At 64.7% G+C, this 23,710-nt stretch carries 24 protein-coding genes; 12 read left to right on the top strand and 12 right to left on the bottom strand.

Annotation, left to right across the window (positions count from 1 at the left end):
* Nucleotides 1-229 precede the first annotated feature (229 nt).
* From BN973_RS18975 to BN973_RS18965, 3 genes are all read left to right on the top strand, one after another.
* Entirely contained in the window at nt 230-1,015 is a 786-nt protein-coding gene (locus BN973_RS18975; protein WP_084163637.1) for an acyl-CoA thioesterase domain-containing protein, read from the top strand.
* The gene (locus BN973_RS18970) at nt 1,012-2,574 is read left to right on the top strand and encodes an AMP-binding protein (RefSeq protein WP_036470129.1); all 1,563 of its coding nucleotides are present in this window, start codon (nt 1,012-1,014) and stop codon (nt 2,572-2,574) included. Before BN973_RS18975 ends, BN973_RS18970 begins: the two co-directional genes overlap by 4 nt.
* A 122-nt stretch (nt 2,575-2,696) precedes the next feature.
* Complete coding sequence (locus tag BN973_RS18965) at nt 2,697-3,578, top strand: hypothetical protein (RefSeq protein WP_051641345.1); 882 nt, start codon at nt 2,697-2,699, stop codon at nt 3,576-3,578.
* Here the strand turns inward: BN973_RS18965 and BN973_RS18960 are convergent.
* Complete coding sequence (locus tag BN973_RS18960; protein WP_036470127.1) at nt 3,565-4,185, bottom strand: TIGR03085 family metal-binding protein; 621 nt, start codon at nt 4,183-4,185, stop codon at nt 3,565-3,567. The genes BN973_RS18965 and BN973_RS18960 overlap by 14 nt on opposite strands.
* 71 nt (nt 4,186-4,256) lie before the next feature.
* Here BN973_RS18960 and htpG point away from each other — a divergent pair, with 71 nt between their 5' ends.
* Together htpG and BN973_RS18950 are read left to right on the top strand one after the other, a co-directional pair.
* Complete coding sequence (gene htpG / locus BN973_RS18955; protein ID WP_036470126.1) at nt 4,257-6,182, top strand: molecular chaperone HtpG; 1,926 nt, start codon at nt 4,257-4,259, stop codon at nt 6,180-6,182.
* Nucleotides 6,183-6,256: 74 nt separating this feature from the next.
* On the top strand, nt 6,257-6,496 hold the full coding sequence (locus tag BN973_RS18950; RefSeq protein WP_036470124.1) for a hypothetical protein: 240 nt from the start codon (nt 6,257-6,259) through the stop codon (nt 6,494-6,496).
* On the opposite strand, the gene BN973_RS18945 is transcribed toward BN973_RS18950, so the two are convergent.
* The gene (locus tag BN973_RS18945; RefSeq protein WP_036470122.1) at nt 6,493-8,262 is read right to left on the bottom strand and encodes a DUF3556 domain-containing protein; all 1,770 of its coding nucleotides are present in this window, start codon (nt 8,260-8,262) and stop codon (nt 6,493-6,495) included. The genes BN973_RS18950 and BN973_RS18945 overlap by 4 nt on opposite strands.
* Nucleotides 8,263-8,437: 175 nt before the next feature.
* On the opposite strand from BN973_RS18945, the gene BN973_RS18940 reads away from it, so the two are divergent.
* Nucleotides 8,438-9,274 (top strand): class I SAM-dependent methyltransferase, encoded by an 837-nt coding sequence (locus BN973_RS18940; protein ID WP_232232111.1) that lies wholly within the window; start codon nt 8,438-8,440, stop codon nt 9,272-9,274.
* 71 nt (nt 9,275-9,345) lie between these two features.
* On the opposite strand, the gene BN973_RS18935 is transcribed toward BN973_RS18940, so the two are convergent.
* Entirely contained in the window at nt 9,346-10,065 is a 720-nt protein-coding gene (locus BN973_RS18935; RefSeq protein WP_051641344.1) for a GntR family transcriptional regulator, read from the bottom strand.
* A gap of 79 nt (nt 10,066-10,144) precedes the next feature.
* Between BN973_RS18935 and BN973_RS18930 the strand changes: the two genes are divergently transcribed.
* Nucleotides 10,145-11,449, top strand: coding sequence for an MFS transporter (locus BN973_RS18930; protein ID WP_036470121.1), 1,305 nt, complete (start codon nt 10,145-10,147; stop codon nt 11,447-11,449).
* Between the two features lie 23 nt (nt 11,450-11,472).
* Here the strand turns inward: BN973_RS18930 and BN973_RS18925 are convergent, their stop codons facing one another.
* Nucleotides 11,473-13,092 carry a GMC family oxidoreductase gene (locus BN973_RS18925; RefSeq protein ID WP_036470120.1) on the bottom strand — a complete coding sequence of 540 codons (1,620 nt, stop codon included), beginning with the start codon at nt 13,090-13,092 and terminating at the stop codon, nt 11,473-11,475.
* A gap of 128 nt (nt 13,093-13,220) precedes the next feature.
* Here BN973_RS18925 and BN973_RS18920 point away from each other — a divergent pair, with 128 nt between their 5' ends.
* Complete coding sequence (locus BN973_RS18920) at nt 13,221-13,838, top strand: TetR family transcriptional regulator (RefSeq protein WP_036470118.1); 618 nt, start codon at nt 13,221-13,223, stop codon at nt 13,836-13,838.
* A gap of 3 nt (nt 13,839-13,841) precedes the next feature.
* Here the strand turns inward: BN973_RS18920 and BN973_RS18915 are convergent, their stop codons facing one another.
* The 5 genes from BN973_RS18915 to BN973_RS18895 all read right to left on the bottom strand — a co-directional run bounded on the left by BN973_RS18915 (nt 13,842) and on the right by BN973_RS18895 (nt 17,737).
* Complete coding sequence (locus BN973_RS18915; RefSeq protein ID WP_036472693.1) at nt 13,842-14,696, bottom strand: GNAT family N-acetyltransferase; 855 nt, start codon at nt 14,694-14,696, stop codon at nt 13,842-13,844.
* 152 nt (nt 14,697-14,848) lie between these two features.
* Complete coding sequence (locus tag BN973_RS18910; RefSeq protein ID WP_036472692.1) at nt 14,849-15,358, bottom strand: hypothetical protein; 510 nt, start codon at nt 15,356-15,358, stop codon at nt 14,849-14,851.
* 98 nt (nt 15,359-15,456) lie between these two features.
* Nucleotides 15,457-15,963 carry a DUF2505 domain-containing protein gene (locus tag BN973_RS18905; protein WP_036470116.1) on the bottom strand — a complete coding sequence of 169 codons (507 nt, stop codon included), beginning with the start codon at nt 15,961-15,963 and terminating at the stop codon, nt 15,457-15,459.
* Between the two features lie 70 nt (nt 15,964-16,033).
* Nucleotides 16,034-16,795: a sensor domain-containing protein gene (locus BN973_RS18900; protein WP_036470114.1), complete on the bottom strand. Its 762-nt coding sequence runs from the start codon at nt 16,793-16,795 to the stop codon at nt 16,034-16,036.
* A gap of 177 nt (nt 16,796-16,972) precedes the next feature.
* Nucleotides 16,973-17,737 carry a sensor domain-containing protein gene (locus BN973_RS18895; protein WP_036470111.1) on the bottom strand — a complete coding sequence of 255 codons (765 nt, stop codon included), beginning with the start codon at nt 17,735-17,737 and terminating at the stop codon, nt 16,973-16,975.
* Nucleotides 17,738-17,829: 92 nt separating this feature from the next.
* Between BN973_RS18895 and BN973_RS18890 the strand changes: the two genes are divergently transcribed.
* Nucleotides 17,830-18,192, top strand: coding sequence for a bleomycin resistance protein (locus tag BN973_RS18890; protein WP_139830128.1), 363 nt, complete (start codon nt 17,830-17,832; stop codon nt 18,190-18,192).
* Between the two features lie 11 nt (nt 18,193-18,203).
* On the opposite strand, the gene BN973_RS18885 is transcribed toward BN973_RS18890, so the two are convergent.
* Nucleotides 18,204-18,593 (bottom strand): DoxX family protein, encoded by a 390-nt coding sequence (locus BN973_RS18885; protein WP_036470108.1) that lies wholly within the window; start codon nt 18,591-18,593, stop codon nt 18,204-18,206.
* A gap of 41 nt (nt 18,594-18,634) precedes the next feature.
* Nucleotides 18,635-19,765 (bottom strand): NDMA-dependent alcohol dehydrogenase, encoded by a 1,131-nt coding sequence (locus BN973_RS18880; RefSeq protein WP_036470106.1) that lies wholly within the window; start codon nt 19,763-19,765, stop codon nt 18,635-18,637.
* A gap of 146 nt (nt 19,766-19,911) precedes the next feature.
* Here BN973_RS18880 and BN973_RS18875 point away from each other — a divergent pair, with 146 nt between their 5' ends.
* Nucleotides 19,912-21,087: a thiolase family protein gene (locus BN973_RS18875; RefSeq protein ID WP_036470104.1), complete on the top strand. Its 1,176-nt coding sequence runs from the start codon at nt 19,912-19,914 to the stop codon at nt 21,085-21,087.
* An 82-nt stretch (nt 21,088-21,169) separates the two neighbouring features.
* Here the strand turns inward: BN973_RS18875 and BN973_RS18870 are convergent, their stop codons facing one another.
* A complete protein-coding gene (locus tag BN973_RS18870) occupies nt 21,170-21,730 on the bottom strand; it encodes a hypothetical protein (RefSeq protein ID WP_051641343.1) in 561 nt (186 codons plus the stop codon).
* Nucleotides 21,731-21,918: 188 nt separating this feature from the next.
* On the opposite strand from BN973_RS18870, the gene BN973_RS18865 reads away from it, so the two are divergent.
* Both BN973_RS18865 and BN973_RS18860 read left to right on the top strand, forming a co-directional pair.
* A complete protein-coding gene (locus BN973_RS18865) occupies nt 21,919-22,647 on the top strand; it encodes a 3'(2'),5'-bisphosphate nucleotidase CysQ (protein ID WP_036470102.1) in 729 nt (242 codons plus the stop codon).
* Nucleotides 22,648-22,800: 153 nt separating this feature from the next.
* The gene (locus tag BN973_RS18860) at nt 22,801-23,700 is read left to right on the top strand and encodes a metal-dependent hydrolase (RefSeq protein WP_036470100.1); all 900 of its coding nucleotides are present in this window, start codon (nt 22,801-22,803) and stop codon (nt 23,698-23,700) included.
* The last annotated feature ends 10 nt before the right edge of the window (nt 23,701-23,710 follow it).

Raw genomic sequence — 23,710 nt, 5'->3', positions numbered from 1 at the left:
TGGGCGGTCGGTAAGGGGGGCCGATTACCGTGTGTGCGAAGGTCAATACTGCTGTGCGAGTGGGCCTTTAACACAAACGCCGACCGCATAACGGATGACCTGGAAGACGAACTGTAATATCTACTGTTGCTTACCTCAGAGGAGGAATCTCGATGAAAGCCCTGCTCGCGTGACCGAGCCCGATATCGTGCCCGATGACGTCGATTTCAGGACGCCGAGGCCGTATTTCATGCGCGACGGAAGTCATTATGTGCCAACGGCAGTAGCGCGCGGCGGGTGGGGCCCGTCCATGAGCGGACACGTCGTCGGTGGCATCCTGGCCGCGGTCCTCGAAGGTGAGGTCGACGACCCCGAGCTGCAACCCGCGCGGCTGACGGTCGACCTGCCCGCACCGGCCGCGCTGGAGCCGTTCGAGGTGCACACCACGGTGCAACACGAACGGCGGCGATTGCGGCTGGTCGAGGCCCTTCTCATGCAGCGCGGCGAACCGGTCGCGCGGGCAAGCGCGCTGTTTTTGCGGCGCGGCTCGCAGCCCGATGGCAAGGTGTGGTCGCAACCCCTGCAGATGCCGCGGCTGCCCACCGAGCACGACGGCGACAAACCGACGCTGTTCCTGCGGACCTACGGCTGGGGCGGCGAGCTGCAGAACCCCGATCCCGACTGGGACACGACCGGACCCAAGTACACGTGGCTACACGAAACACGTCCCCTGATCGACGACGAGCCTCTCACGCCGTTCACCCGCGCCGCGCTGTGTGCCGACGTCACCGCCGCGATCGCGAACTGGGGCACCAACGCGCTGGAGTTCATCAACGTCGACTACACGCTCACCTTGAGCCGGCTGCCCGAAGGACCTCATATCGGGCTGGCCGCACTGACTCACTACAGCGACGACGGGGTGGCCAACGGTTCGGCCGTCGTCGTGGACCACCGTGGTCCTGTCGGCAGCGCGGTGTCCGTAGCCATCGCGCACTCGGGATTTCGACCACCCTCGGACTTGCCACCCGGCGGATGACGACCGGAAAGGACGTCAGCTTCTGGACGTTGATCGCCGAAGCGGCCCAGCGCGAGCCGAATCGGCGGCTTTTCGCCGACGACCATGGCCGCAGCCTGAGCGCCCGTGAGCTGCGCGATGCCGCACGCGCGACGGCGGCCGCGTTCGCCGAACGCGGGATCGGCGCGGGAACCGTGGTGTCCTGGCAGCTGCCGACCATGCTCGAGACCGTGGTCGTCATGGCGGCGCTGGCCCGACTCGGCGCGGTGCAAAACCCGATCATCCCAATCCTGCGGGAGCGGGAGGTCGCCTTCATCACCGGGCAGCTGTCGACCGAATTCCTTGTGGTGCCCGAAGTTTGGCGAGGGTTCGATCACGGCGCGCTGGCCCGGTCGTTGGCCGCGGCGCAGGGCTTCGAGGCCATCACCGTCGACCTGGCGACACCGCCGTGCGCCGGTGAGCTACGGCTGCCGCGCGCGGATGCCGATGCGCTCGCGGCGGTCACCGGCGGCGACAATCAGTGGATCTACTACTCGTCGGGAACTACCGCGGCTCCCAAGGGGATTCGTCACACCGACAGCACGGTGATCGCCGGCTCGCGTGGAATGGTCGCGGCGATGGGCATCACCGCCGACGACGTGGATCCGATCGCGTTTCCGATCGCCCATATCGGCGGGGCCGCGATGATCGCCGCCGCGCTGATGACCGGCATGCGCCTGGCGCTGTTCGAGGTATTCGATCCGGTCGCGACCCCGCGGGCCATCGCGGCGCACAATCCGACCTTTCTGGGCACGGCCACACCGTTTTTCGTGGCTTTCCTGGAAGCGCAACGGGCCCATGGTGATCGGCCCCTCTTCGGTGCGCTGCGGGGTTGCATCGCCGGCGGTGCGCCGATCACCGCCGAACTGGGACGACAAGTCCGCGAAACCTTCGGGACGGCCGGCATCGCGAACGCGTGGGGGATGACCGAGTTTCCGGTGGCGACCTCACCGTCGCTCGATGCCCCGCCCGAGGTGCTCGACTACACCGTCGGTGCACCGGTTCCGGGGGTCAGCGTCCGCGTGGTCGACAACCGCGAGAACGAACTGCCCGTCGGCCAGGAAGGAGAGCTACGGCTCAAGGGACCGCAATGCTTCCTCGGCTACGCGGACGCGACCCTCGACGCCGCTGCGTTCGACGAGGACGGCTGGTTGCGCACCGGGGATCTGGGGCTGATCGATGCCGACGGCAACGTCCGGGTCACCGGCAGGATCAAGGACGCGATCATCCGCAACGCGGAGAACATCTCGGCCCTCGAGATCGAGAACGTGCTCGCCACCCATCCCGCCGTCGCCGATGTCGCCGTCATCGGAGTGCCCGATCACAGCGCGGGGGAGCGGGTGTGCGCCGTCGTGGTACCCGCCTCGGCTGACGGCGTGTCATTGGAATCCCTGGTGCGGCACTGTCATTCGCTGGGCTTGAGCCGCTACAAACATCCCGAACGCCTCGTCATCGTCGACACCTTGCCGCGCAACCAATTCGGCAAAGTCATCAAGAAGGAGCTGCGCGAGGCCATCAGCACCAAAAAGGCTGGGCTGTAACAGTTTTCGAATGTGCTATCGCGTTCGAAATCCGTGTGGTATCCGAGGGTTGATCCAACAGGACCGGAATCAGCGCGCGTCGATACCCTGCTGCCGCGGTCGGTCCGGGTACCGTGTCAACGATGGCCATGGGATTCATCGCCGACTCCTGCGTCCCCTGGACGGGCTTCGACATATCGATCGTGGCAAGGAGTTACGCGCAGCTGACCGGCATCCTCGCCGGCTTCGCCTTTGTCGTCATCAACCTCGTGCTCGACCGTGCTTACCGGCGCCGCGGCGAAAGCCGTTCGCTGGAGCCGCGTGAAATCGAGCACGAGACGCAAGTGGGAATCGCGCTGGTGTGCGGGTTCGTCGGCCTGTTTCTGACGACCCTGCGCTACAGCCTGCTCGCCGGCGAGACCGGCTGCGCCATCACCAACGGCCGAGCTTCGTCGGCGGAAGTGCTGGCGGCCGTGGCGCTGGCGGCGTCGATCTACATGCTGCTCTACGCGATCGTCCAGTTCTTTTCCGGCATGGCGAGCACGCTGGCCAAACACTGCGTGTTCACCCTTGCGGTCCTCGTTCCGCCGATCACCGTGTTCTTCGTCGAAGACACCCTCACGCACCTCGCGCTCACCCTGGGTGATCAGCAGACGCACCAGCCACTGCAACCGTTGTGGGACTGGGCGAACCGGCTGCTGATTCCGCTACCGCTGGCGGTCCTGGTGGTGTGCGCCGCCGCGTGGTACCTCGGAATGTCAAGGCGGGGTTCGGAATCACCGCCCAGCCGGCTTACCCGACGCGTGCGCACGGTCGTCCCGTACATCACGGTCGCGGTCGTCGGCGTCGTGGTCGTTCGGTCCGTCGAGGCCTTGGGTTATGCCAACACGGCCACGCATATCGCCCCGGCCGAGGCCTGGCTGTGGGTGTCCGTGCTGACCGCCGCGTTGACGATTCAGAGCGCGGCGCTGTCGTTCCAGAAGGGGGTCGAAGTCCCGTTCGCTGCCGAGCCTACAAACCCTTAGGTGCATCGCGGACGGTCTGCACCGCCGACGGATCGCCGTCGAACTCCACGCGGGCCTCTCGCCCGACCGAGAACAGCAGCAGCTCTTCGGGCGCACCGGTCACCGTGACCGCCGGGCCGCTGCCCGCGATCAGCACCGTCTTGCCCTCCGGCAGGCGTAATGCGACCCGGCCGGGAACCTTCGCCAGCGTCATCCGGGCCATCAGCGGAAGCGTGCGGCGCAGGCTTTTGGCCAGGGCCGGCTCCAGCGCGCGCGGCGCCCAGTCCGGCTGCGCGCGACGCACGTCCTCGTGGTGGATGAACATCTCGCCGATGTTGGCCACCGGGTCGAGCAGCTTCAGCGGTGAGTACAGCGGCGGACCGGACGCGACCTTGTCCAGCAGCGCCTCCCACTCCGTCTGCTCAGCCACCGCGTTTTGCACCTTGGCGGTGTGGGCGGCGAAGAACGGGATGAGAATGCCGGGCGCGGCATCCGCGCGATATTCGCGAATCACGAGGTGGGCGGCCAGATCTCGGGTGGTCCAGCCGTCGCACAGGGTGGGCGCATCCGGTCCGACGGTGCGCATGGTGTCGACGAGGGCGGCACGTTCGCGTTGGGCAACAGACACCAGATGTCCCTTCGTCGGTGGGGCTGACCTGTTCAGGGTAGAGCCCGAGCGCAACGGTAGATTTGAATGCCATGAATGCCGGTGTTGAGCAATTGGAATTCCAGGCCGAGGCCCGCCAACTCCTCGACCTGATGGTCCACTCGGTCTACTCCAACAAGGACTCGTTTCTGCGGGAGTTGATCTCGAATGCCTCCGACGCGCTGGACAAGCTTCGGCTGGAGGCGTTCCGGAACAAGGACCTGAACGTCGACACGTCCGACCTCCACATCGAGATCGACGTCGACAAGGGCGCGCGCACCCTGACCATCCGCGACAACGGGATCGGCATGACCCGCGACGAGGTCATCGGCCTGATCGGGACGCTCGCCAAATCGGGCACCGCCGAGCTGCGCCAGCAGCTGAGGGAGGCAAAGAACGAGGCCGCGTCGGAGGAACTGATCGGCCAGTTCGGTATCGGCTTCTACTCGTCGTTCATGGTGGCCGACAAGGTCGAGCTGCTGACGCGCAAGGCCGGCGAGAGCGAAGCCACCAGGTGGGAGTCGACGGGTGAGGGCACTTACACGATCGAATCGGTCGAAGACGCCCCGCAGGGAACCGCGGTCACCCTGCACCTCAAACCCGAAGACGCCGAGGACGAGCTGCACGATTACACCTCGGAGTGGAAGCTCCGCAGCCTCGTCAAGCAGTACTCCGACTTCATCGCGTGGCCCATCCGGATGGAGGTCGAGCGGCGCACTCCTTCCGGAGAAGAGGGTGGCGAAGAGGTCGTCACGCTCGAAACCGAGACGTTGAACTCGATGAAGGCGCTGTGGGCCCGGCCCAAGGACGAAGTCTCCGACGAGGAGTACAAGGAGTTCTACAAGCACATCGCCCACGCCTGGGACGACCCGCTCGAGGTCATCGTGATGAAGGCCGAGGGCACTTTCGAGTACCAGGCCCTGCTTTTCATACCGTCGCATGCCCCGTTCGACCTGTTCACCCGGGACGCCCACGTCGGGGTCCAGCTGTACGTCAAGCGGGTGTTCATCATGGGCGACTGCGACCAGCTCATGCCGGAGTACCTGCGATTCGTCAAGGGTGTGGTCGACGCACAAGACCTGTCGCTCAACGTCTCTCGCGAAATCCTGCAGCAAGACCGGCAGATCAACGCGATTCGTCGCCGGCTGACCAAGAAGGTGCTGTCCACGATCAAGGATCTGCAGTCCGAGCGGCCCGAGGACTATCGCACCTTCTGGACCCAGTTCGGCCGGGTTCTCAAAGAGGGCCTGCTGTCCGATGTCGACAACCAGGACACCCTGCTGCAAATCTCCTCGTTCGCGTCGACGCACAGCGAGGAGGACGCCACCACTCTCGCCGAATACGTCGAGCGCATGAAAGAGGGGCAAGAGCAGATCTTCTACGCCACCGGCGAAACCCGGCAGCAAATCCTGAAGTCGCCGCATCTGGAGGCCTTCAAGGCCAAGGGCTACGAGGTTCTGATCCTCACCGACCCCGTCGACGAGGTCTGGGTGGGCACCGTGACGGAGTTCGACGGGAAACCGCTGCAATCGGTGGCCAAGGGCGAAGTGGACCTCGATTCCGACGAGGAATCCAGCGACGCCGAGCGCGAGGAGCGGGAGAAAGAATTTGCCGACCTGCTGACCTGGTTGAAGGAGACGTTGAGCGACCACGTCAAGGAGGTCCGGCTGTCGACTCGCCTGACCGAATCGCCGGCCTGCCTGATCACCGACGCCTTCGGGATCAGTCCGGCGCTCGCACGCATCTACCAGGCCTCCGGGCAGAACATCCCGATCGGGAAGCGGATTCTGGAACTCAACCCGGACCATCCGCTCATCACCGGATTGCGCCAAGCCCACCACGAGCGCGCCGACGATCCCACGGTCGCCGAGACCGCGGAATTGTTATACGGAACGGCGCTCTTGGCCGAGGGCGGTGCTCTCGAGGACCCGGCCAGATTCGCCGAATTGCTGGCTAGTCAGTTGACGCGCACGTTGTAAGCAGGCAAAACGCGGCCCCTTCGGTCGAAAATTGCGGGCGATTGAAACTTGACCGAAGTGGATAATTACTTCGCATGACCACCTTCCGAGCTATCGACCCGCATGGCGAGATAGTCGGGGCGAAGAATTTCGACAGCGCAGAAGCCGCATACGCATGGTTTGTGGACACCGTCGCGGACAGTTCTGAGCTGGGCTGGCGCATGGAAGTCGACGACGGCGGCGCATGGGCGCATTTCGACGACACCGGCGGGTTCACCGCCCCGGCCAGCCGTCGCCCCCGCAACGGTCGGATGCAAGCACCCAGGTACCGCTAGTCGGCCGTGGATAGCCGCTTGGCGTCGTCGCCGCGGGTCCGGTGGACGGGGAACTCGTCCCCGGGCTCGGGCCACGGCTGACGCGTCAGCATGTCCGCCACCGTGACGTAACCCTCCTCGATCACGCCGGCCTTGGCGTCGGCGATGCGATACCACTGCCGTTGGGTCGCAATGGGCTGGCCCTCCAGGATGACCACCCGGACATCGCCTTCCTCGAACTGACAGCGGCGCTGCAAGGCCTCCAGCAGTTGCTCGTTGTGCAGGTGGCCTTCGCCGAAGTTCCAGCCGACCAGGGGACCGGCCACGATTTCACCCTCGCGCATGCGATAGTCGGCTTCGTCGTCGATGGCGCGAGGCAGCAGCCCGTTGAGCGCGCGGCCGTGAGTGTGCATCGACCGAAACGCGCCGGCCTTGTCGATGGTGATCTCGGCGGTCGCGGCGTCGTAGAGCTTGGTCAGTTGTTTGGCGGCCAGCGCAGAGCTTTTCACGACGGTGGCTTCGATCTTCTCCTCGGCACCCGCACGGAAGCACCACACGCTGGTCGCCCAGTTACCGGCGTAGTAGCGCATCGCGGGCAGGAACGAAAACTGCTGAGGGAACAGGTTTCCCAGGATCGGCACCACGGCCAGCGCGACGACGAGGATCGCCAGCAGCAGCGGTGACTGGAGGTCGGTCACGTGAATCGAGCCGTAGTGCCCGAACAAATAGAACAGCGAGAAGATCAAGAAGACGTTCCACTCCAACGGAACTCCCATCGGGAGGTTGGAAATGATGTTGAGGTGGAAGATCACCATGAAGGCGATCAGGAACCAGGCCCAGCGGTGGCCGTCCGCGAAGAAGACCAGAACCAAGGGCACCAGGAACTCGGCCGTGGTGCCGCCGACGTGTGCCATGATTTTCGGCACCCACGACGGACGTATGTCGTTGACCGGGTCGCGGTAGAGCCGGTGTTTGACCCAGTTGAACAATTTGCTCCGCAACAGCGGATGGTTGCTGGTCATCACCGCCACGACGTACGGGAAATGATGATTGAGCTTGGAGGTCGCCGCGCCCCACCACAGCGCCAGCATGACGATTTTGAAGCCGGCTATTTGATCGGTGAAACCAAAGAAGAACACGAACAGGGTCAGCCAGTAATGCTCGCCGCGCGCCGCCAGGAACACCGTCTTGTCACGCAGGCCCAGCAGCGCCAGGGCGATGATCGCCGGCACCACCACCATCGGATCGAGCAGACCGACGTCGCCGTCCGAGGTGACCGGGCCGCCGCGACCGGGCGACAGCAGCGCCCAGATGCCCGAAGCCAGCACGACCGCGTAGAGGGCGACGTCGACCATCGAGCGACTATCGCCGCGGGTGAACGGAACCACACGCGGCCATGGTGGCAGACGAATCGTGTTGGGCCGCAACCAAAACAGAAAGCCCCCGATCGGCGGCCAGAACCTGGCCGTGAGTGGGCCGGACCCGCACCCCAGGCCGAGGACCTCGAACAGCAGCGTGAAGACGACGAGCTTCTGGTACACGATCGGTTGCGTCCACCACTGTTGGATGCGGTCCAGGCCGCCCAGACCCGGGGTCGACGCGATGACCGCTGCGGCCCCACCGGCGTAAGCCGCCATCTTCAGCACGTACAGCAGGTAGATCGCCGACGGGGTGCCGAAGCCGTGCTCCACCCAATGCCGGGTCACCACTTGCATTCGCGTGGACCGGGGCAGCGTGGGCCAGGTGTCGTGGTCGACATCTGGAAGGTCCGGCGTGATGAATCCCATGATGGCCTCGTTCCGCGTTGAACCTGGTAGGCGATGACTCAATGTAGCGCAACAGATCTGCGGCCGGAATTACCTTCGGCCGACGACACGGACCCGGCCGGCCACCTCACGCAGGCTTGTGGCCGGGACGCGCAGGATATCGCTTCGGCGTTCTCGTTGCGGCATACTTGGGAGCGTGCTCGACGACGGCACTCGCGCGAAAATGCATGCAAATATCCGCAATTGGGATGCGCGCACACCGATCCACGTGAACAGCGACTTCTACGGAATCGGCGATCGGGACCCGACGACGTGGTTCGCGCCGTTCGAGTGGCGCGACCTCGGTGGACTCGAGGGAAAAGAACTTGCGCACCTGCAATGCCATTTGGGCACGGAGACGTTGGCATTCGCGCGCAAGGGTGCTCGCGCCACCGGGCTGGATTTCTCCTCCGTCTCGGTGCGGGAGGCCCGGCGCATCGCGCGCCAAGCGGGTCTGACGATCGACTACGTCACCGCCGATGTCTACGACGCGGTGGCCGCCCTCGGGCCAGAACGGTTCGACATCGTCTACACGGGCAAAGGCGCCCTGTGTTACCTGCCTGACCTGACCGCATGGGCGCAGACGATATCGCGCTTGCTCAAGCCTGGCGGCTTCTTGTATCTGATGGAATTCCACCCGATGTTCAACGCCCTCGGTCCCACTCGAAAGCCTGATGCCCCAGACCATTTGGTTGTCAGCCACGACTATCTCGCCGGCCGTGGGGCCGTCGAGCGTGACAGCACCCACAGCTACACCGATGGCCCGGCGCTCGCTAGCGACACCGTGCACTACGAGTGGTCCCATGGCCTGGGCGAGGTCGTTACCGCGGTTGCGCGATCCGGACTGGTCGTCGAGAGCCTCACCGAAACGGAGATGCTGCCGTGGCGGCGCTGGCCGCTGATGGTGCAACGACCGGATGGGTGGTGGGCGATGCCGCCGGAAGAACCTCGATTCCCTGTCATGTATGGCCTGAAGGCCAGCAAGGTTTGCTGACCGGCACCGTGGTGCGGTCCGTCAAAAACTCTGTCTACTACCGCGATTCGGTATCGATCTTGGCGTTCCGGTCAACATTGCTCCCGGTTCGAGGACTCGGAGAGGAAGCGGTAGAGCAGCTCTCCGGTGTCGAGGAGATGCTGGGTGACCAGCGACTGGGCGGTGTCGACATCGCCCTGGCGGACCGCCTTGAGCAGCGCGGCGTGTTCGCGGTCGGAGGCTCGCTTGTAGGAGGGCAGCCCGAACTTGAGCCGAAGATAACGTTCACCCCGGACATGCAGCATGTCGATCATCTCGAAGAGCTGCGGTCGCGCGGCAGGCACATACAGGCTCAAATGGAAAGCCTGGTTGCGTGCGACGTAGAGCGCCGGATCCTTCTCGGCCGACGCCGCCTTGCAGAGTGCGGCCGCATTCCGCAGCGATGCCGGCGTGTGAGCGGGTATGGCCAGTCCGATCGCAAGGCTTTCCAGTGCGGCGCGGATTTCGTATATTTCCCGCGCTTCCTGCGCCGACAGCGGCGCAACGGTGGCGCCCTTGTTGATCTCGGCCTTCACCCAGCCTTCGCTTTCGAGCTGGCGCAAGGCTTCCCGAACGGGGATTGCGCTGACCGAGAAGTGCCGCGCGATCGTGTCCTGGCGCAACGGCGTGCCCGGGGCGAGGCTGCCGTCGACGATCGCGGCGCGCAACGCGTTGGCGATCATCCGCGACGTACTGCCGCGCTCCGCTAACGCGAGCGAAGCCGGCAGCGCTACCGGTCTGGCTAGGAGGGAATGAGTCGTAGCGTCGGACATCACTATATTATATATAATTTGGTACTCGCTCTAACGCACAAACTCGCGAGCCAATTCCGCTTCAGCCCGGGGGCACGGTATGAGTTCAACGACAGAACAGCGCACGGTGCCGAAACGCAACCGGACGCCACTGGATCGTTCGCAAATCCTCGGTTTTTGGGGGGCCTGGACCGGTTGGACACTCGATGGGATGGATTCGTTCATTTATGCGCTGGTGCTCACGCCGGCGCTGACTGAACTGTTGCCACGGTCGGGCATGTCCGCGACGCCGGCCAACGTCGGGGTCGCGGGATCGATCCTGTTCGCCCTGTTCTTGGTGGGCTGGGGGCTTTCCTTTATCTGGGGTCCGATCGCCGACCGCTTCGGGCGAACGAAGGTGCTGGCCGCGACGATCTTCACTTTCGCGATCTTCACCGGGCTTTCGGCGATGGCGCAAAACGTCTGGGAACTCGCCACCTTCCGCTTCATCGCGGGGGTCGGAATCGGCGGCGAATGGGCCCTCGCCGGGACCTACGTGGCCGAGGCATGGCCAGAGGATCGACGCAAGATGGGTGCCGGTTATCTGCAGACCGGCTACTACGCCGGCTTTTTCCTGGCCGCGGCGCTCAACTACACTATCGGCGTCCATTTCGGTTGGCGCGCAATGTTTCTGACCGGCGCCGTGCCCGTCGTGGTCGCGATCCTGATCTTGACGCGCGTGAAGGAGACCGAGAAGTGGCAGCGGGCCGATTCGGGCAGCTCCGTTCGCGTGAACCCCCTGCGCGAAATCCTGGGCGCGCGCTACCGGCGCCGAACCTGGGTGGCCTGCGCGTTGTTGACGATCGCGATCGTGGGCTTGTGGGCGGGCGCGGTGTACGAGCCGACGGCCGTGATTCAGCTGGCGCAGCACGCGGGAATGGGCAAGAGCGACGCCACCAGAACCGCATCGTGGGCAACGGGCTTGTTGTCGATCGGAACGATCCTGGGTTGTATTGCGCTGCCGGCGATCGCCGAGCGCATCGGACGCAGGAAGACGGCCGCGATCTATTTTGCGGGAATGGCGGTCGCGATCACCGGCAGCTTTGGTTGGGCGTTCTATCTGCCTAACGGCCTTGCGCCGTTTATCGCTTGGCTGTTCGTGCTCGGCTTCTTCGGCGGCAACTTCGCGCTATTCAGTCTGTGGCTGCCCGAACAGTTCGAGACACGGGTGCGCGCAACGGCGTTCGCGTTCTGCACATCGCTCGGCCGCTTCGTCGGCGCGGGCGTGAACTTCATGCTCGGCGCGGCGGTGCTGCACACCCATACCCTGGGCTTACCCGTTGCCCTGACGGCGATCGTTTTCGTGATCGGGCTGTTCATCATTCCGCTGGCGCCGGAGACGCACGGCGAGATGCTGCCGCAGTAGAAAAGTCGTCACCTAGCGCACCGTCAGCAGCGATTACCGGATTTCGGGCGCCGGGAATTCTTGATCAGGTCGGCGCCTTTCTCGGCGATCATGACCGTTGCCGCATTGGTGTTCCCGCTGATGATCGCGGGCATCACCGACGCGTCGACGACCCGAAGTCCGTCGATACCGCGAACGTTGAGATCGGGATCGACGACGGCTCGTTCGTCGACACCCATTGCGCAGGTGCCGACCGGGTGGTATTCGGTCTGCGACCAGTTTCTCGCGTGAGCGGCCAAAGCGGCCTCGTCCGGTTTCGCCTCGGTGGGGAGATTTAGTTCCTTGAGGAACTTCCGCAGCGAGGGCTGCTGTGCGATCTCGATCGCCGCGCTCAGGCCGGCGATGACGTCGTGCACGTCGGCCGGGTCGGAGAAGTAGGCGGGATGGATGCGCGGAGGCGCCAGTGGATCGGCAGAACCCAGCCAAAGCCGGCCTCGGCTCCGGGGGTGGGTTACCGCGGCGTTCATCGTGAAGTTGGGCAGTGGCGGGGCGAAGTGCCCATGGTCGACGAATGACGTTGGGCCACCGATGAATTGAACATTCGGAATGCCGTCCCCGGTGGTGCAGAGAAACCCGCCCACCTCGCCGCCGTTGGATGCGAAGGGGCCACCGCGCCGGCTTTGCCAGAGCGCAAAATTTTCCGGGCTGGCCAGCTCCAGCAGATCCGTTGAGCCCTCAGTCGCCCAGACGATCGGGGTCATCGTGTGATCGTGCAGGTTCTCCCCGACACCCGGCAGGTCTGATCTGACATCGATGCCCAGTGCGCGCAGTGGGCCGGCCGGACCGATGCCCGACAGCAGCAACAGTTGCGGGGAGTTGATGGTCCCGCCGGCCAGAATCACCTCGGACCCGGCATGCGCGTTGGCTTCCGCGCCATCGTGCACATAGGCCACACCGATGGCGCGGGTGCCATCCAACAGGATCCGGGTTGCCTGGGCATTGACCTGCACGGTGAGGTTGGGTCGGTCCAGCGCTGGTCTCAGATAGCCATCGGCACCCGACCACCGCCAGCCTTCGTGGCAGCTGACTTGGTAAGCGCCAGAACCGATCTGGGCGGCGCCGTTGAAGTCGTCGGTGTTCGCCAAGCCCCATTCACCGGCCGCGCTGACCCAGCTGTGCGACAGCTCATGGGTGAACATCCGGTCCTCGACGTGCAGGGGACCGCTCTGCCCATGCAACGGTTCGCCAAGGCGGCTGTTGTTCTCGGCTTTGATGAAGTAGGGCAGCACGCTGTCGTAATCCCAACCAGCGCAGCCACGTTCGCTCCAGGCATCGAAGTCGGCGCGGTCTCCGCGGATGTAGACCATCAGGTTGATCGAAGACGAACCACCCAGCGTCTTGCCGCGAGGATAGGTCATCGATCCCTGATAGTGCGTCTGCGGTTCGAGGCGATAATCCCAGTCGACTTCGGTTCCGAACAGGGAACCGAAGATCGCGGGGACCCGAATGGCGTCCTGTGTGTCCTCGGGTCCCGCCTCAAGCAAGAGCACTTGAACCGACGGGTCTTCGGACAGCCGATTGGCCAGCACGCAACCAGCGCTGCCGGCACCGACGATGACGTAGTCGAACGAATTATCTGGCGAAACTTGCCGTGAAGATGTCATAGGCCGAACGTACCTGTATCTGGAGGCAAGCGCAATCAGATGGTGATTGCCCTCACATTGCGTAGAGGAAAGACTGCAGGTTGGCCTACGCTTTGCATCATGGGACGCGTGCAATCAGAAGGTCTTGAATGAGGGATTACGACGGAAAGACCGCGGTGGAGCGGGTCGCCGAGCGCCGTGCCCGATTGGTCGATGCAGGCATCGAGCTGTTCGGCGAGCATGGCTATGCCGGCACCTCGATCCGCGCGGTGCTGCGACAGGCCGAACTGCGCGATCGTTACTTCGGCGAGAGTTTTGCCGACCTGGACGCGCTGCTGGCGGCCGCCTACGACCAACTCATCGACGAGGAAGTCAGTGCTTGCCGGGTCGCGATCGACGCCACCGCCGGAGCCTCCGAAGGTGCCCGGGCGATGATCGACGCGATCAGCCGCGCGCTGGACGGCAACCCCGGCCATGCGCGCATCAAGCTTCGCGAGGTGTTTTCCGGGGGGCCGACGGTTGCGGTCCGACGCCAAGAAGGACTGCGCAAGCTGGCCCAGCTCGTGGCCGACCTCTTGCCGACGGTGGACGGCGTCGATGACCGAACGCGGCTGTTGCTCGGCGTCGGTGTGGTAGCCGCCGCCGACGCCTACCTGCTCGCTTGGCTGGATGGGGCATTGGACGTGACGCGCGAAGAGGTGGTCGACCTCGTGACGCAGGTGTTCGACTCGGTGGCGGCCGGAATGACGGTCAGCACTTCGGGTTAGCCGTCAATAGCCGATGGACGCCAAGAAGGAACCGTGCGGCTCCTGGTAGTACCCCAGCGCCATCATGTTCAGCATGTAGACGATGCGCAAGCCGTGGTCGAAACACCAGCGCAGCAGGTCGGCGTTGCGCAACGGAACAAGGAATCCATTCCAGGAGAATTCGTCCGCGGCGGCGATCAACGCCATCAGATCTTCGTTGCTCACGGCAACCGAGTGACCGGTGAACCCGACATCGGTGGTATATCCGGTGATCTGGCCGTCGCGTTCGACGACCTTGGCGGATCCGTGTGCGATCGCATCGCGCAGCTCGCCGCTCCGGTCGTGGCCGTGCACCTGCAAACAGAGCTTGTCGCAGTCGGCCAAGTCCGCTTCGTGGGCTGCTCGCACGTCAAATCCGCTGATCTGCATCGACAATGGCTTGCCCTGGATCGCGGCCAGCGGTTCGCGGGTCTGAAATCCGAGCTTGGTGTAGAGGCTCATCGAACGGTTGTGATACGCGACCTGCACGAGTCGTACACCCAGTGCCTGCCGCTCGGCGCTTCGGTCCAACACGGCCTGCATCAAGGCGCGGCCGACGCGGCCGTCCTGAACGTCGGTGGCCACGCTGACCGGGCCCACCCCGAAGATCGCCGACCGTTCGTCGAGAAAGTTGCTGCCGACGACGCGGCCATCGGAGTCGGCTACGACGCTGAAGTATCCGGGGTGGGGCGCCAACGCGTTGACGAGATCGTGAGCATGTTGCACCGAGGGGAAATCGGACGGAAAGTTGTGCCGGGCGGCGATCGCGTTGAAGGCTTTGTAGCAGATCCGCGCGCACTCGTCGGTGTCTGCCTGCGTCATGATGCGTATGCGGGTCATCTGGTGTTCCTTCATCCGTCGCCTGCTCTAACGACGAAGCCTACCTAGTTGACCGGCGGCTAAACACCCTGCGGCTGAAAGGCTTACGCTTCCAGCAGGAAGCCGTTGTCTTTCACCGGATGCGAAAACGCAAGGGGGAGAATCGGATACGTTTAACCGCCGATCACGAAGCAGCGACCACCGCTCGTGACCAGCAGGACCTCTTGAACCGCGGACTTGTCGACCGTCGGGAACTCGAAGCGATGCGTTTGTTGGCCGGCCTCGATGGCGGCATCTTGAGACTCGGTGGTGCCGTCCTTCTTACGGACCACTGCCGTGACCTTGTCGGGTTTCGACAGATTCTGCGGCTCATGGAAATACCAGATTTCGATCCCGGCCCCGGCTGAATTGGCTTGCCAGCCATCGGAGTAGTAACACGCCGGGTTGCCCTCGGCGTCCGGTGGTGGTGGTGTGCAGATCGACAATCCGACGCAGTCGGGCGGTGCGCTACTCGTCCCCGCCGGTGCGACGGCCGTGTTGGGAGTCGGAGAAGCGGTCGTGCTGTTGCTCGCCGGCGGTTTCGCCGAACCCGATGTGGTCGGTCCCGACGCCTGGTGCGCGCCGCACGCCGCGGCGGCAATCCCTAGCGCCATTGCTGCTGGGGCGTACAAGCTACGAAGCATCGTCTTCGGCTTTCTGTCTGCCAAGCGGCGTTGGTTGCTGACGAATACAGAGCTAACACCTCGACGCACTCGCATGGCAACAGGCATCAGGCGAAGCGCTAGGGGTGTTCGGCAATCCAGCTGGTGGTGAAGCGCTGCACCGCGGGGATGCTCTCAGACAGATTCGCGCCGAGAGTCTTCTCGAGTTTGCCGCCCACCAAGGGGATTTTGACGTGCACCTTGATCGCGAATCGCAACTGCGTGCCGTCGCCGGTGGGCTCCATCCACGCCTCCGCCCGGGCGCCGCCGACCCCGGGCGAGGTCGAGACGTTGACCTGGCCGAGAACGTGACCGCCTCCGTTCGGTTTCCATGTCTCCTCGTGCACGAGTTTCAGCTCGCCGGGCGCGAATTTGGCAACCGGGCCGGGCAACAGCTGGCGACCCACATGCTGAGTTACCCGCACGGTCAGCCTGCCGTCGGGGTCGACATTCAGTGAATCCAGTGTGGTGGTCGCGGCGTCCCCCAGCGCGATGCGTGCCAGCCAATATTCCTCGCGACTGAACGCCGCATAAATCTGTTCAACGCTGGCAGGCGATTCGGTCGAGACATCGAAATTGCGCGGCATAGCAACCCATTCTTACCAAAGTCGCGGGCGTCGTCTCGGGCTTGCTCGAATCGCCTGAACGTCAAGGGAACTACTGCTTGTCGACCTTGCCGGCGATCTGTTTGGCGACGCTGACGCCCGCGTCCCCCGGATCCTTGCGGCAGGCCTCGACGTCGATCACAACATTGTTGCGTACCGTCAGCGCCCGTTGGCAGGTCTGGGAAATGGTGTCGCTGCCCTTGCCCAGGGTCACGCTCACGGTGGTGCTCAGTATTCCGTTGGCGTTGGAAACCGGACCCGCCTTCCACTGAATGTCCGGGCCGTCCGGGTCGCCGCTGGGAACGGTCTCCTGGTGGTTCGCGCAGGCCGGCCAGTGCTGGGACGACGTGTTGAAGAAAGCATTCGCCTGGTCGGCGGAGGGAAACAACACCACAAACTGGGTTACGTCGGGGTTGGGATCATTCGAATTCGGGGGAATGGGCGCAAGGTCGCGCTCACCGTGCACCGCGGTGTTGCCGCTGCCGGTGTAAATGGGTGTCAACGCCTCGCCGGTGATGTAGAGGCAATCGGCGGGGAACTTGTAATCCTTGGGAAACACCTCGGCGCTTTTGTCCTCTTGCAGCGCGTCGAACGTTTTGTCGACCTTCGAACCCGTGACACCCAGCACGCTGTCGACGTCGGCCGGGGTGAGCAGCAGGCTCGCCAGCGCCGCCTGCGCCAGTGGAGGCTTGGACGACGTCGTCGTGGTGGTCGTGGTCGAAGACGAAGCGGTGCCACCCCCGTTGCTGCCACCGCAGGCAGCGACCAGTATCCCGGTAGTGGCGACGGCGACGGCGACTGCACATTGGCGCATCGTTTGATGCCTTCCTGCTCGAGGCGGCTCGACAGCGTTTCGCGCATCCTGCGCGCGGGCTATTGAGAGGTTGTTTGCGGATGGAGCATACGACAGCGGCGAGGGTCCCGGGGCGTTTGCGGGAAGCGCCGCGAGATCCCGGTGGGAGCTGCTGAATTCGTGCGGACGGCGCGACGCCTACTGTTTGTCGACTTTGCCGGCGATCCGATTGGCGGCGTCGACGCCCACGTCACCGGGGTTTGGGCGGCAACCGACGACATCGATCGCGACGTTGTTGCGTACGGTCAGCGCCCGCTGACAAGTCTTGACGATGTTCTCGCCATTCTTGGTGAGGCTGACGGACACGGAAGTGCTCAGAACCCCGTTGGCGTTCGAAACCGGTCCCACCTTCCATTGGAAGCCCGGTGACTTGGGGCCGTCGGGAACCGTGCCTTGGCGGTTGGCGCAGGCCGGCCAGCGCTGGGCGGAGGTGTCGAAGAAGGTGCTCGCCTGCTGGGCGGACGAAAACATCACCACATATTGGTTGACGTCGGGCCTGGAATCACTCGACCCCGACCCTCCGGGCGAGGGCGGTGCGGAAATCCTCTCACCGTATGCCGAGGTGCTCCCGCTGTTGGCGTACACCGGCGCGAGGGCAGGACCGGTGATGTACAAGCATTCTTCGGGGAATCTGAAGCCGCTGGGGCCGACTCCGGCGGTTTGGTCCTCTTGCAGCGAGTCGGACAGTTTGTCAGTCCTCGAGCCGGTGACTCCCAGGATGGTGTCGACTTCGGCGGGGCCGAGCATCAGATCCTGTAGCGCGCCCGGCGCGAGCGCCTGTTTTGTAGAAGTCGCGGACGGCGGCCTTGACAACGTGGTGCCGGTGCCGCCCCCGTTGCTGTCGCATGCCGCCACTACCAGCGCGGTAGCAGCGACCGCGACGAAGCCCGGTAGCTGACTCATCGTTGAGCGCCTTCCTGCTGAGTCGACTCGGGTGGAGCATACGACAGCATTCGTCCGGCGCCGGCGAACTGACAGACTGTGGTGTGCCCGAAATCGATTTCGCCTCGGTCGCCCCGATCATCCCCGTCAGAGATCTCGACATCGCGTTGGATCGCTATCGCCGACTGGGGTTCGATGCCCGTGGCTACGAAGGTCCCGAGCGTTACGGCTTCGTCGACCGCGGCTCGGTGTCGATGCATATCAGCGAGTGGGCCGAACACGATCCGCTGCGCACCGCGGCCAGCGTGTACCTCTATGTCAGCGACGCCGACGCCCTTTACGCGGAATGGGCGGCGCTGCAGGATCTCGACGGCCGCTTGCTGCAACCGGTCGATACACCTTACGGCTTAAGGGAATTCGCCTACGTCGATCCCGACGGCACCGCACATCGCGTGGGTTCGCCGCTGTCGCGATGACGGCCCGCGGGCTAGCTGTTGCGCAAGATCTTCAACGCCGTGGTGATCATCGGAAGCTGCAGCGGCAACCGGGCGAAGGCGGCGATGCGCATCGGCCACGGCTTGTTCCACCACAACCGGCACATGTTGACGTTGGCCGGGAAGACCCCGATGAACAAAAAAATGGCGGCCAGCGCGGCGAACCGCCGTGTCTGTCGCGGTACCAGCAAGGCGCCGGTGGCGATCTCCGCGACGCCCGACGCGTAGGTGTAGAAGCGCGGATCGCCCGGCAGCTCGACCGGGACGATCGTGTCGAACGGCTTGGGAGCGAGGAAATGCACGGTGCCGATACCCATCAGCATCGCTGCGACTCGGTAAGCGGCGGTCTGGGCGTCACGCTGGGCTGCGGGGGTGGTGGTCATGGACTCATTGTGTCTGGTGCGCTGACGCGAGTTTGAGCGGGTTAGGCGCGGTCGGCGTCGGTGAATCGGATGACGCCTCGGATGTTGCGGCCCTCGAGCATGTCGCGATAGCCGTCGTTGATCTGCTCGAGGCGGTATTCGCGGGTCACCATGTCGTCGAGGTTGATCTGACCCAGCTGGTAGAGCTCGAGGATCGCCGGGATGTCGTGTTGCGGGTTGCCCCCGCCGAAAATGCTGCCCTGCAAGCTTTTCTGCAGCAGCGATAGTCCCGCGAGGTTGAGGGTCACGTCGGTGTCCAGCACGCCGCCCATCGCGGTCAGGCAGCAGACCCCGCCCTTGGCGGTCAGGCCCATCCATGATTCGACCTCGCTGCCGTCGGTGCGGCCGACGGTGACGATGACCTTGTGGCACATGAACCCGCGCGTGACCTCGGCGATGCGGGCAAAGGCGTCGGCGACATCGGCGAAAGTCTCTGCGGCGCCGAACTTCAACGCCTGCTCGCGCTTCCACTCGAACGGGTCGACGGCGAATATCCTTCGGGCCCCGGCGATTCGGGCGCCCTGCACGGCAGCAACGCCCACGCCGCCGATCCCGATCACCGCGACGTCTTCGCCGGGTTTGACCGCCGCGCTGCGCACCGCGGAGCCAAAGCCCGTGGTCACCCCGCAGCCCACCAGGCAAGCGACTTCGAAGGGGATCGTCGGGTCGACCTTGACCACCGAGGTGTGATGCACGACGACATAGGGCGCGAAGGTGCCCAGCAGCGACATCGGCAGCACATTGTGTCCCTTCGCCGTCACGCGAAAGGACCCGTCGGACACCGACTGGCCCGACAGCAGGCCCATCCCGAGGTCGCACAGGTTGCGCAGCCCGGTCTGACACGGCTTGCACGTCCCGCAGGACGGAATGAACGACATCACCACGTGGTCGCCGACGGCCAGATTCTCGACGCCCTCGCCGATCTCGGTGATGATCCCGGCGCCCTCGTGACCGCCCAGCACCGGAAAGCTCGGGATCGGGAAGTCACCGGTCAACAAATGTTGGTCGGAATGGCACAGGCCGGCCGTCTCCAGCTGGACGGTCACCTCACCGCGACGAGGATCGCCGATCTCGATCTCGTCGATCGACCACGGCTTGTTCAATTCCCAGACCAGCGCACCTTTGGTCTTCAACGGTTGGCCTCCGTGTTTACCCGAAACGCTTAATTGTTAGCGCCGTCACAGACCCCGGCGTACCGAATTTAGACCATTACTATTGCCTATACAGTATTTGATACGATTCGCGTCGTCTGACCGCCCACCGCAGCGAGGTTTAGAACATGGGTACACCCGTCATCGTCGGAGCTGTCCGGACGGCCATCGGCCGTTCGTTCAAGGGGACGCTGGTCAACACGCCGCCGGAGACCCTGATCACCGCGGTGCTCCCGGAGGCGGTCCGCCGGTCCGGCGTCGACCCATCGGACATCGATGACATCATCTTCGCCGAATCGCATTACGGCGGTGGTGATTTGGCCCGTTATGCCGCCACCGCCACCGGTCTCGAGCACGTTCCCGGCCAGTCGGTCAACCGCCACTGCGCGGGCAGCCTGACCGCCATCGGCAACGCGTCGGCCCAGATCGGCTCGGGTATGGAGCGGGTGCTGATCGCCGGCGGTGTGCAGTCGCTGTCGATGACGCCGCTGACGAACTGGCGCATCCCGGGGCCCGAGCTGCAGTTCGAGGAGCGGTGGATGCCGCCGACGCACGTCGAGACGCCGGATGCGCCCGCCAAGGACATGTCGATCACGGTGGGCTGGAACACCGCCCAGACCGTCGGCATCACCCGCGAGGAGATGGACGCCTGGGCGGCCCGCTCGCATCAGCGCGCCGTCGCGGCCCAGGACGCCGGCAAGTTCGCCGACGAGATCCTGCCCCTGAAGATCACCCAGTTCGACGGCTCGGTCACCGAGTTCGCCGTCGACGAGCACCCGCGCCGCGACACCACCATCGAGAAGCTCGCCGGCCTGAAGGTGTTGCACCCGGAGATCGAGGGCTTCTCGATCACCGCGGGCAACAGCAGCGGCACCAACGACGCCGCGGCGGCCGTCGCGCTCGTCGACAGCGACTACGCCAAAGCCAACAAGCTCAACGTGATGGGCACCGTCAAGGCCTGGGCCGCGGCGGGCGTGCCAGCTCGGGATTGCGGTCTGGGCGCGGTCAAGGTAATCGGAAAGGTGTTGCAGCGGGCCGGCTTGTCGCCGTCGGACGTGGCGCTGTGGGAGATCAACGAGGCATTCGCTTCGGTGCCGATCGCGGCCTGCCGCGAGTACGGCCTGGACGAGGAGAAGGTGAACTTCTCCGGTAGCGGCTGCAGCCTCGGCCACCCCATCGCCGCCTCGGGCGCGCGCATGGTCACCACGCTCGTCTACGAGCTGGCCCGTCGCGGTGGCGGCATCGGTGTCGCGGCAATGTGCGCCGGCGGTGGTCAGGGCGGCGCGGTCGTCGTCGAGGTCTAAGCGAGTTTCCACTTCGCCGAACGTGCTCTAGTGGCGGGATTTTGGGCCGACTTTTCCACCCTGAGAGCACGTTCGGCGCGTTTCAATTGCAGAACGTGTAGCCGATGAACTCGGTTTCGCGGGTGTCGCTGGGCGAGTAGTTGACGTAGTGCACCGCGGGCATCCCCTTGTACTGTGTGTCGATTCGTTGCGCGTTGGGCGGCGGGACGCCCTTGGGGAAGGCCAGGATCATGTCGCTGAAGATCTTGAGGCCCACCACGCAGATGGCGTCCGAGCGCGGCTGCTGCGCATTCCACGCGTGCACCACGACCGGCTCCGTGACTTGGGTGCCCGTCGCGCAATTCGGATCGCACAGCTTGAAAACGGCGGTGCCGGTCCCGTCCGCGCCCTGCGGCCCCCACTCACTCCATGACATGTCTTGCAGCGCAACGGCAACGCTCGCACAACCGAGGACATTGAGCTTTTTCGGGCGTGCGGTGGGCTGGACCGAAAGGTTGTAGCAGCCCGGAATGGCGTAGCTGTCCGGTGGCGGCGGTGGTTGGCTGGTGGACTGGGCTGTCGTGCTGTCCTGGCCATGGCCCAGCTTCACTACGGCGGTGATCAGCACACCTACCAGCAGAAGGGCCGCGGCGATGCCGATCACCGCTAGCCGCCCCCGCGGAATGTGCCGCAACCCGCCCGATGGGGGGACGTTGCCGCTCACGTCCTCCAGGTTATGTCAGATGTCCGTGTCGGGGCGCCGACCGCGCGGAGGATCGTGGCACGGTAAATTTGGTCAACGCTACCAACATAGGGAAGTATTGAGTGTCTCGCGACGTGTTAGGAGTAACGATGAATGACCACGCCCTGGCCGCACGCCTGGCCACCGAAGCGGGGCAGCTGTTGCTCGGGGTGCGGCAGGAATTCGCCGACGCGGACGCGAGCGAACGGAAAGCCGCGGGGGACAAGCGATCCCACGACTTTCTGATGCAAGCGCTCGGCGCCGAGCGCCCCGGGGACGCGGTGTTGTCCGAGGAGGGCGCCGACGACCCGGTGCGGTTGCGCTCGGAGCGGGTGTGGATCGTCGACCCGTTGGACGGCACGCGGGAATTCTCCGAGCTCGGGCGCGACGACTGGGCGGTGCATGTCGCACTGTGGCAGGCCGGCGAGCTGGTCGCGGGTACCGTGGCGTTGCCGGCCCAGGGTGTCACGCTGGCGACCCCCGAGGTAGCCGCACCTCCCGCCGCGCCGGCCAAGCCACGCATCGTGGTATCGCGCACCCGGCCACCGGCCATCGCGCTGGCGGTTCGCGACGCGCTGGACGGCACGCTGGTGGAAATGGGTTCCGCCGGAGCCAAAGTCGCGTCCATCGTCCAGGGTTTGTCCGACGTCTACGTGCACGCCGGTGGGCAGTTCGAGTGGGACTCGGCGGCTCCCGTGGCGGTGGCCCGGGCGGCCGGATTGCACACTTCCCGCATCGACGGGTCGGCACTGCTCTACAACCAGGCCGATCCGAAGTTGCCGGACGTGGTGGTGTGCCGCCCCGAGCTTGCGCAAGCGGTACTCGCCGCCACGGGCTGACACACCCGTCGAACTGATTAAGCGCCAGGTGATCTCCGCCCGGCGGCTGATTATTACGCCTCATGAGGCCTTGACTCATCCTCATGAGGCCGCAACAATCTGATCTTACACCAGATGCAACTCTGTATAATCACGTTCGGCGGGAATGGACCAGTGACTGATCTCGAGGTGCGACGGCCGAAGTTCGACTTCACCGACGACGTTCCCTGGGCTTGGCATCCGGAGAACCCGGCCTTCTCCTTCTTCATGAACGCCACGTCGATCATTGCCATCTGCTTCGAGCAGATGATCGTCGCCGCGGTGCAGGAGGCCAAACCGCTGATCACCGACGCCGATGCCGCGGCCGAGGCGACGGCGTTCCTGCGCCAGGAGGCGCAGCACTCCAGCTCGCATCGCAAACATGTCAACGCACTGATCAAGCGATATCCCGGTCTGCAGCAGACCTTCGACGATGCGATGGCGCGGTTTGACGCACTCACCGCGACGACATCGCTGAAATTCCGGTTGGCCTACATCGCCGATCTGGAGGCCACCTTCACGCCGTCGTTCAAACTCATGCTGGACAACGAGGCGACGCTGTTCCGTCCGGGAGACGACCGGGTGGCGTCATTGTTCTTGTGGCACTTCGTCGAAGAGGTCGAGCACCGCAGCTCGGCACTGCTGATCTATGACGCCGTGGTCGGCGACAACTGGTACCGCATCCGCGCGCTGCCCGGCGTGGTCAAGCATCTGTTGCAGGTGATGGCGGTCATCGCCGACGGTGTCAACGCGCACGTGCCATTGAGCGATCGCAAGGTCGACGCCCGAACGCTGCTGCCCGCCTACGGGGTGTGGCAGAACCTCAAAGGCAAGCTGTCATCGGGCAGTGAAGTGGCGTCGGCCTTCGCCAGTGTGCCGCGCAAGCAGATACTCGTCGCGGCCGGCCGGGTGCTGATGAGTCAAACCCCTTATCACAAACCGGAACACGAGCCGCTGCCGCGCTTCGCCGATCAGTGGTTCGAGCGCTGGCGGCGCGGCGAGGACGTCGCCCGCTGGTACACCGCGGTCGGCTAGGGAGGGTCGA

The sequence above is a fragment of the Mycobacterium triplex genome, assembly GCF_000689255.1.
Lineage (GTDB): Bacteria > Actinomycetota > Actinomycetes > Mycobacteriales > Mycobacteriaceae > Mycobacterium > Mycobacterium triplex.
This window is presented reverse-complemented; position numbering and strand designations above follow the sequence as displayed.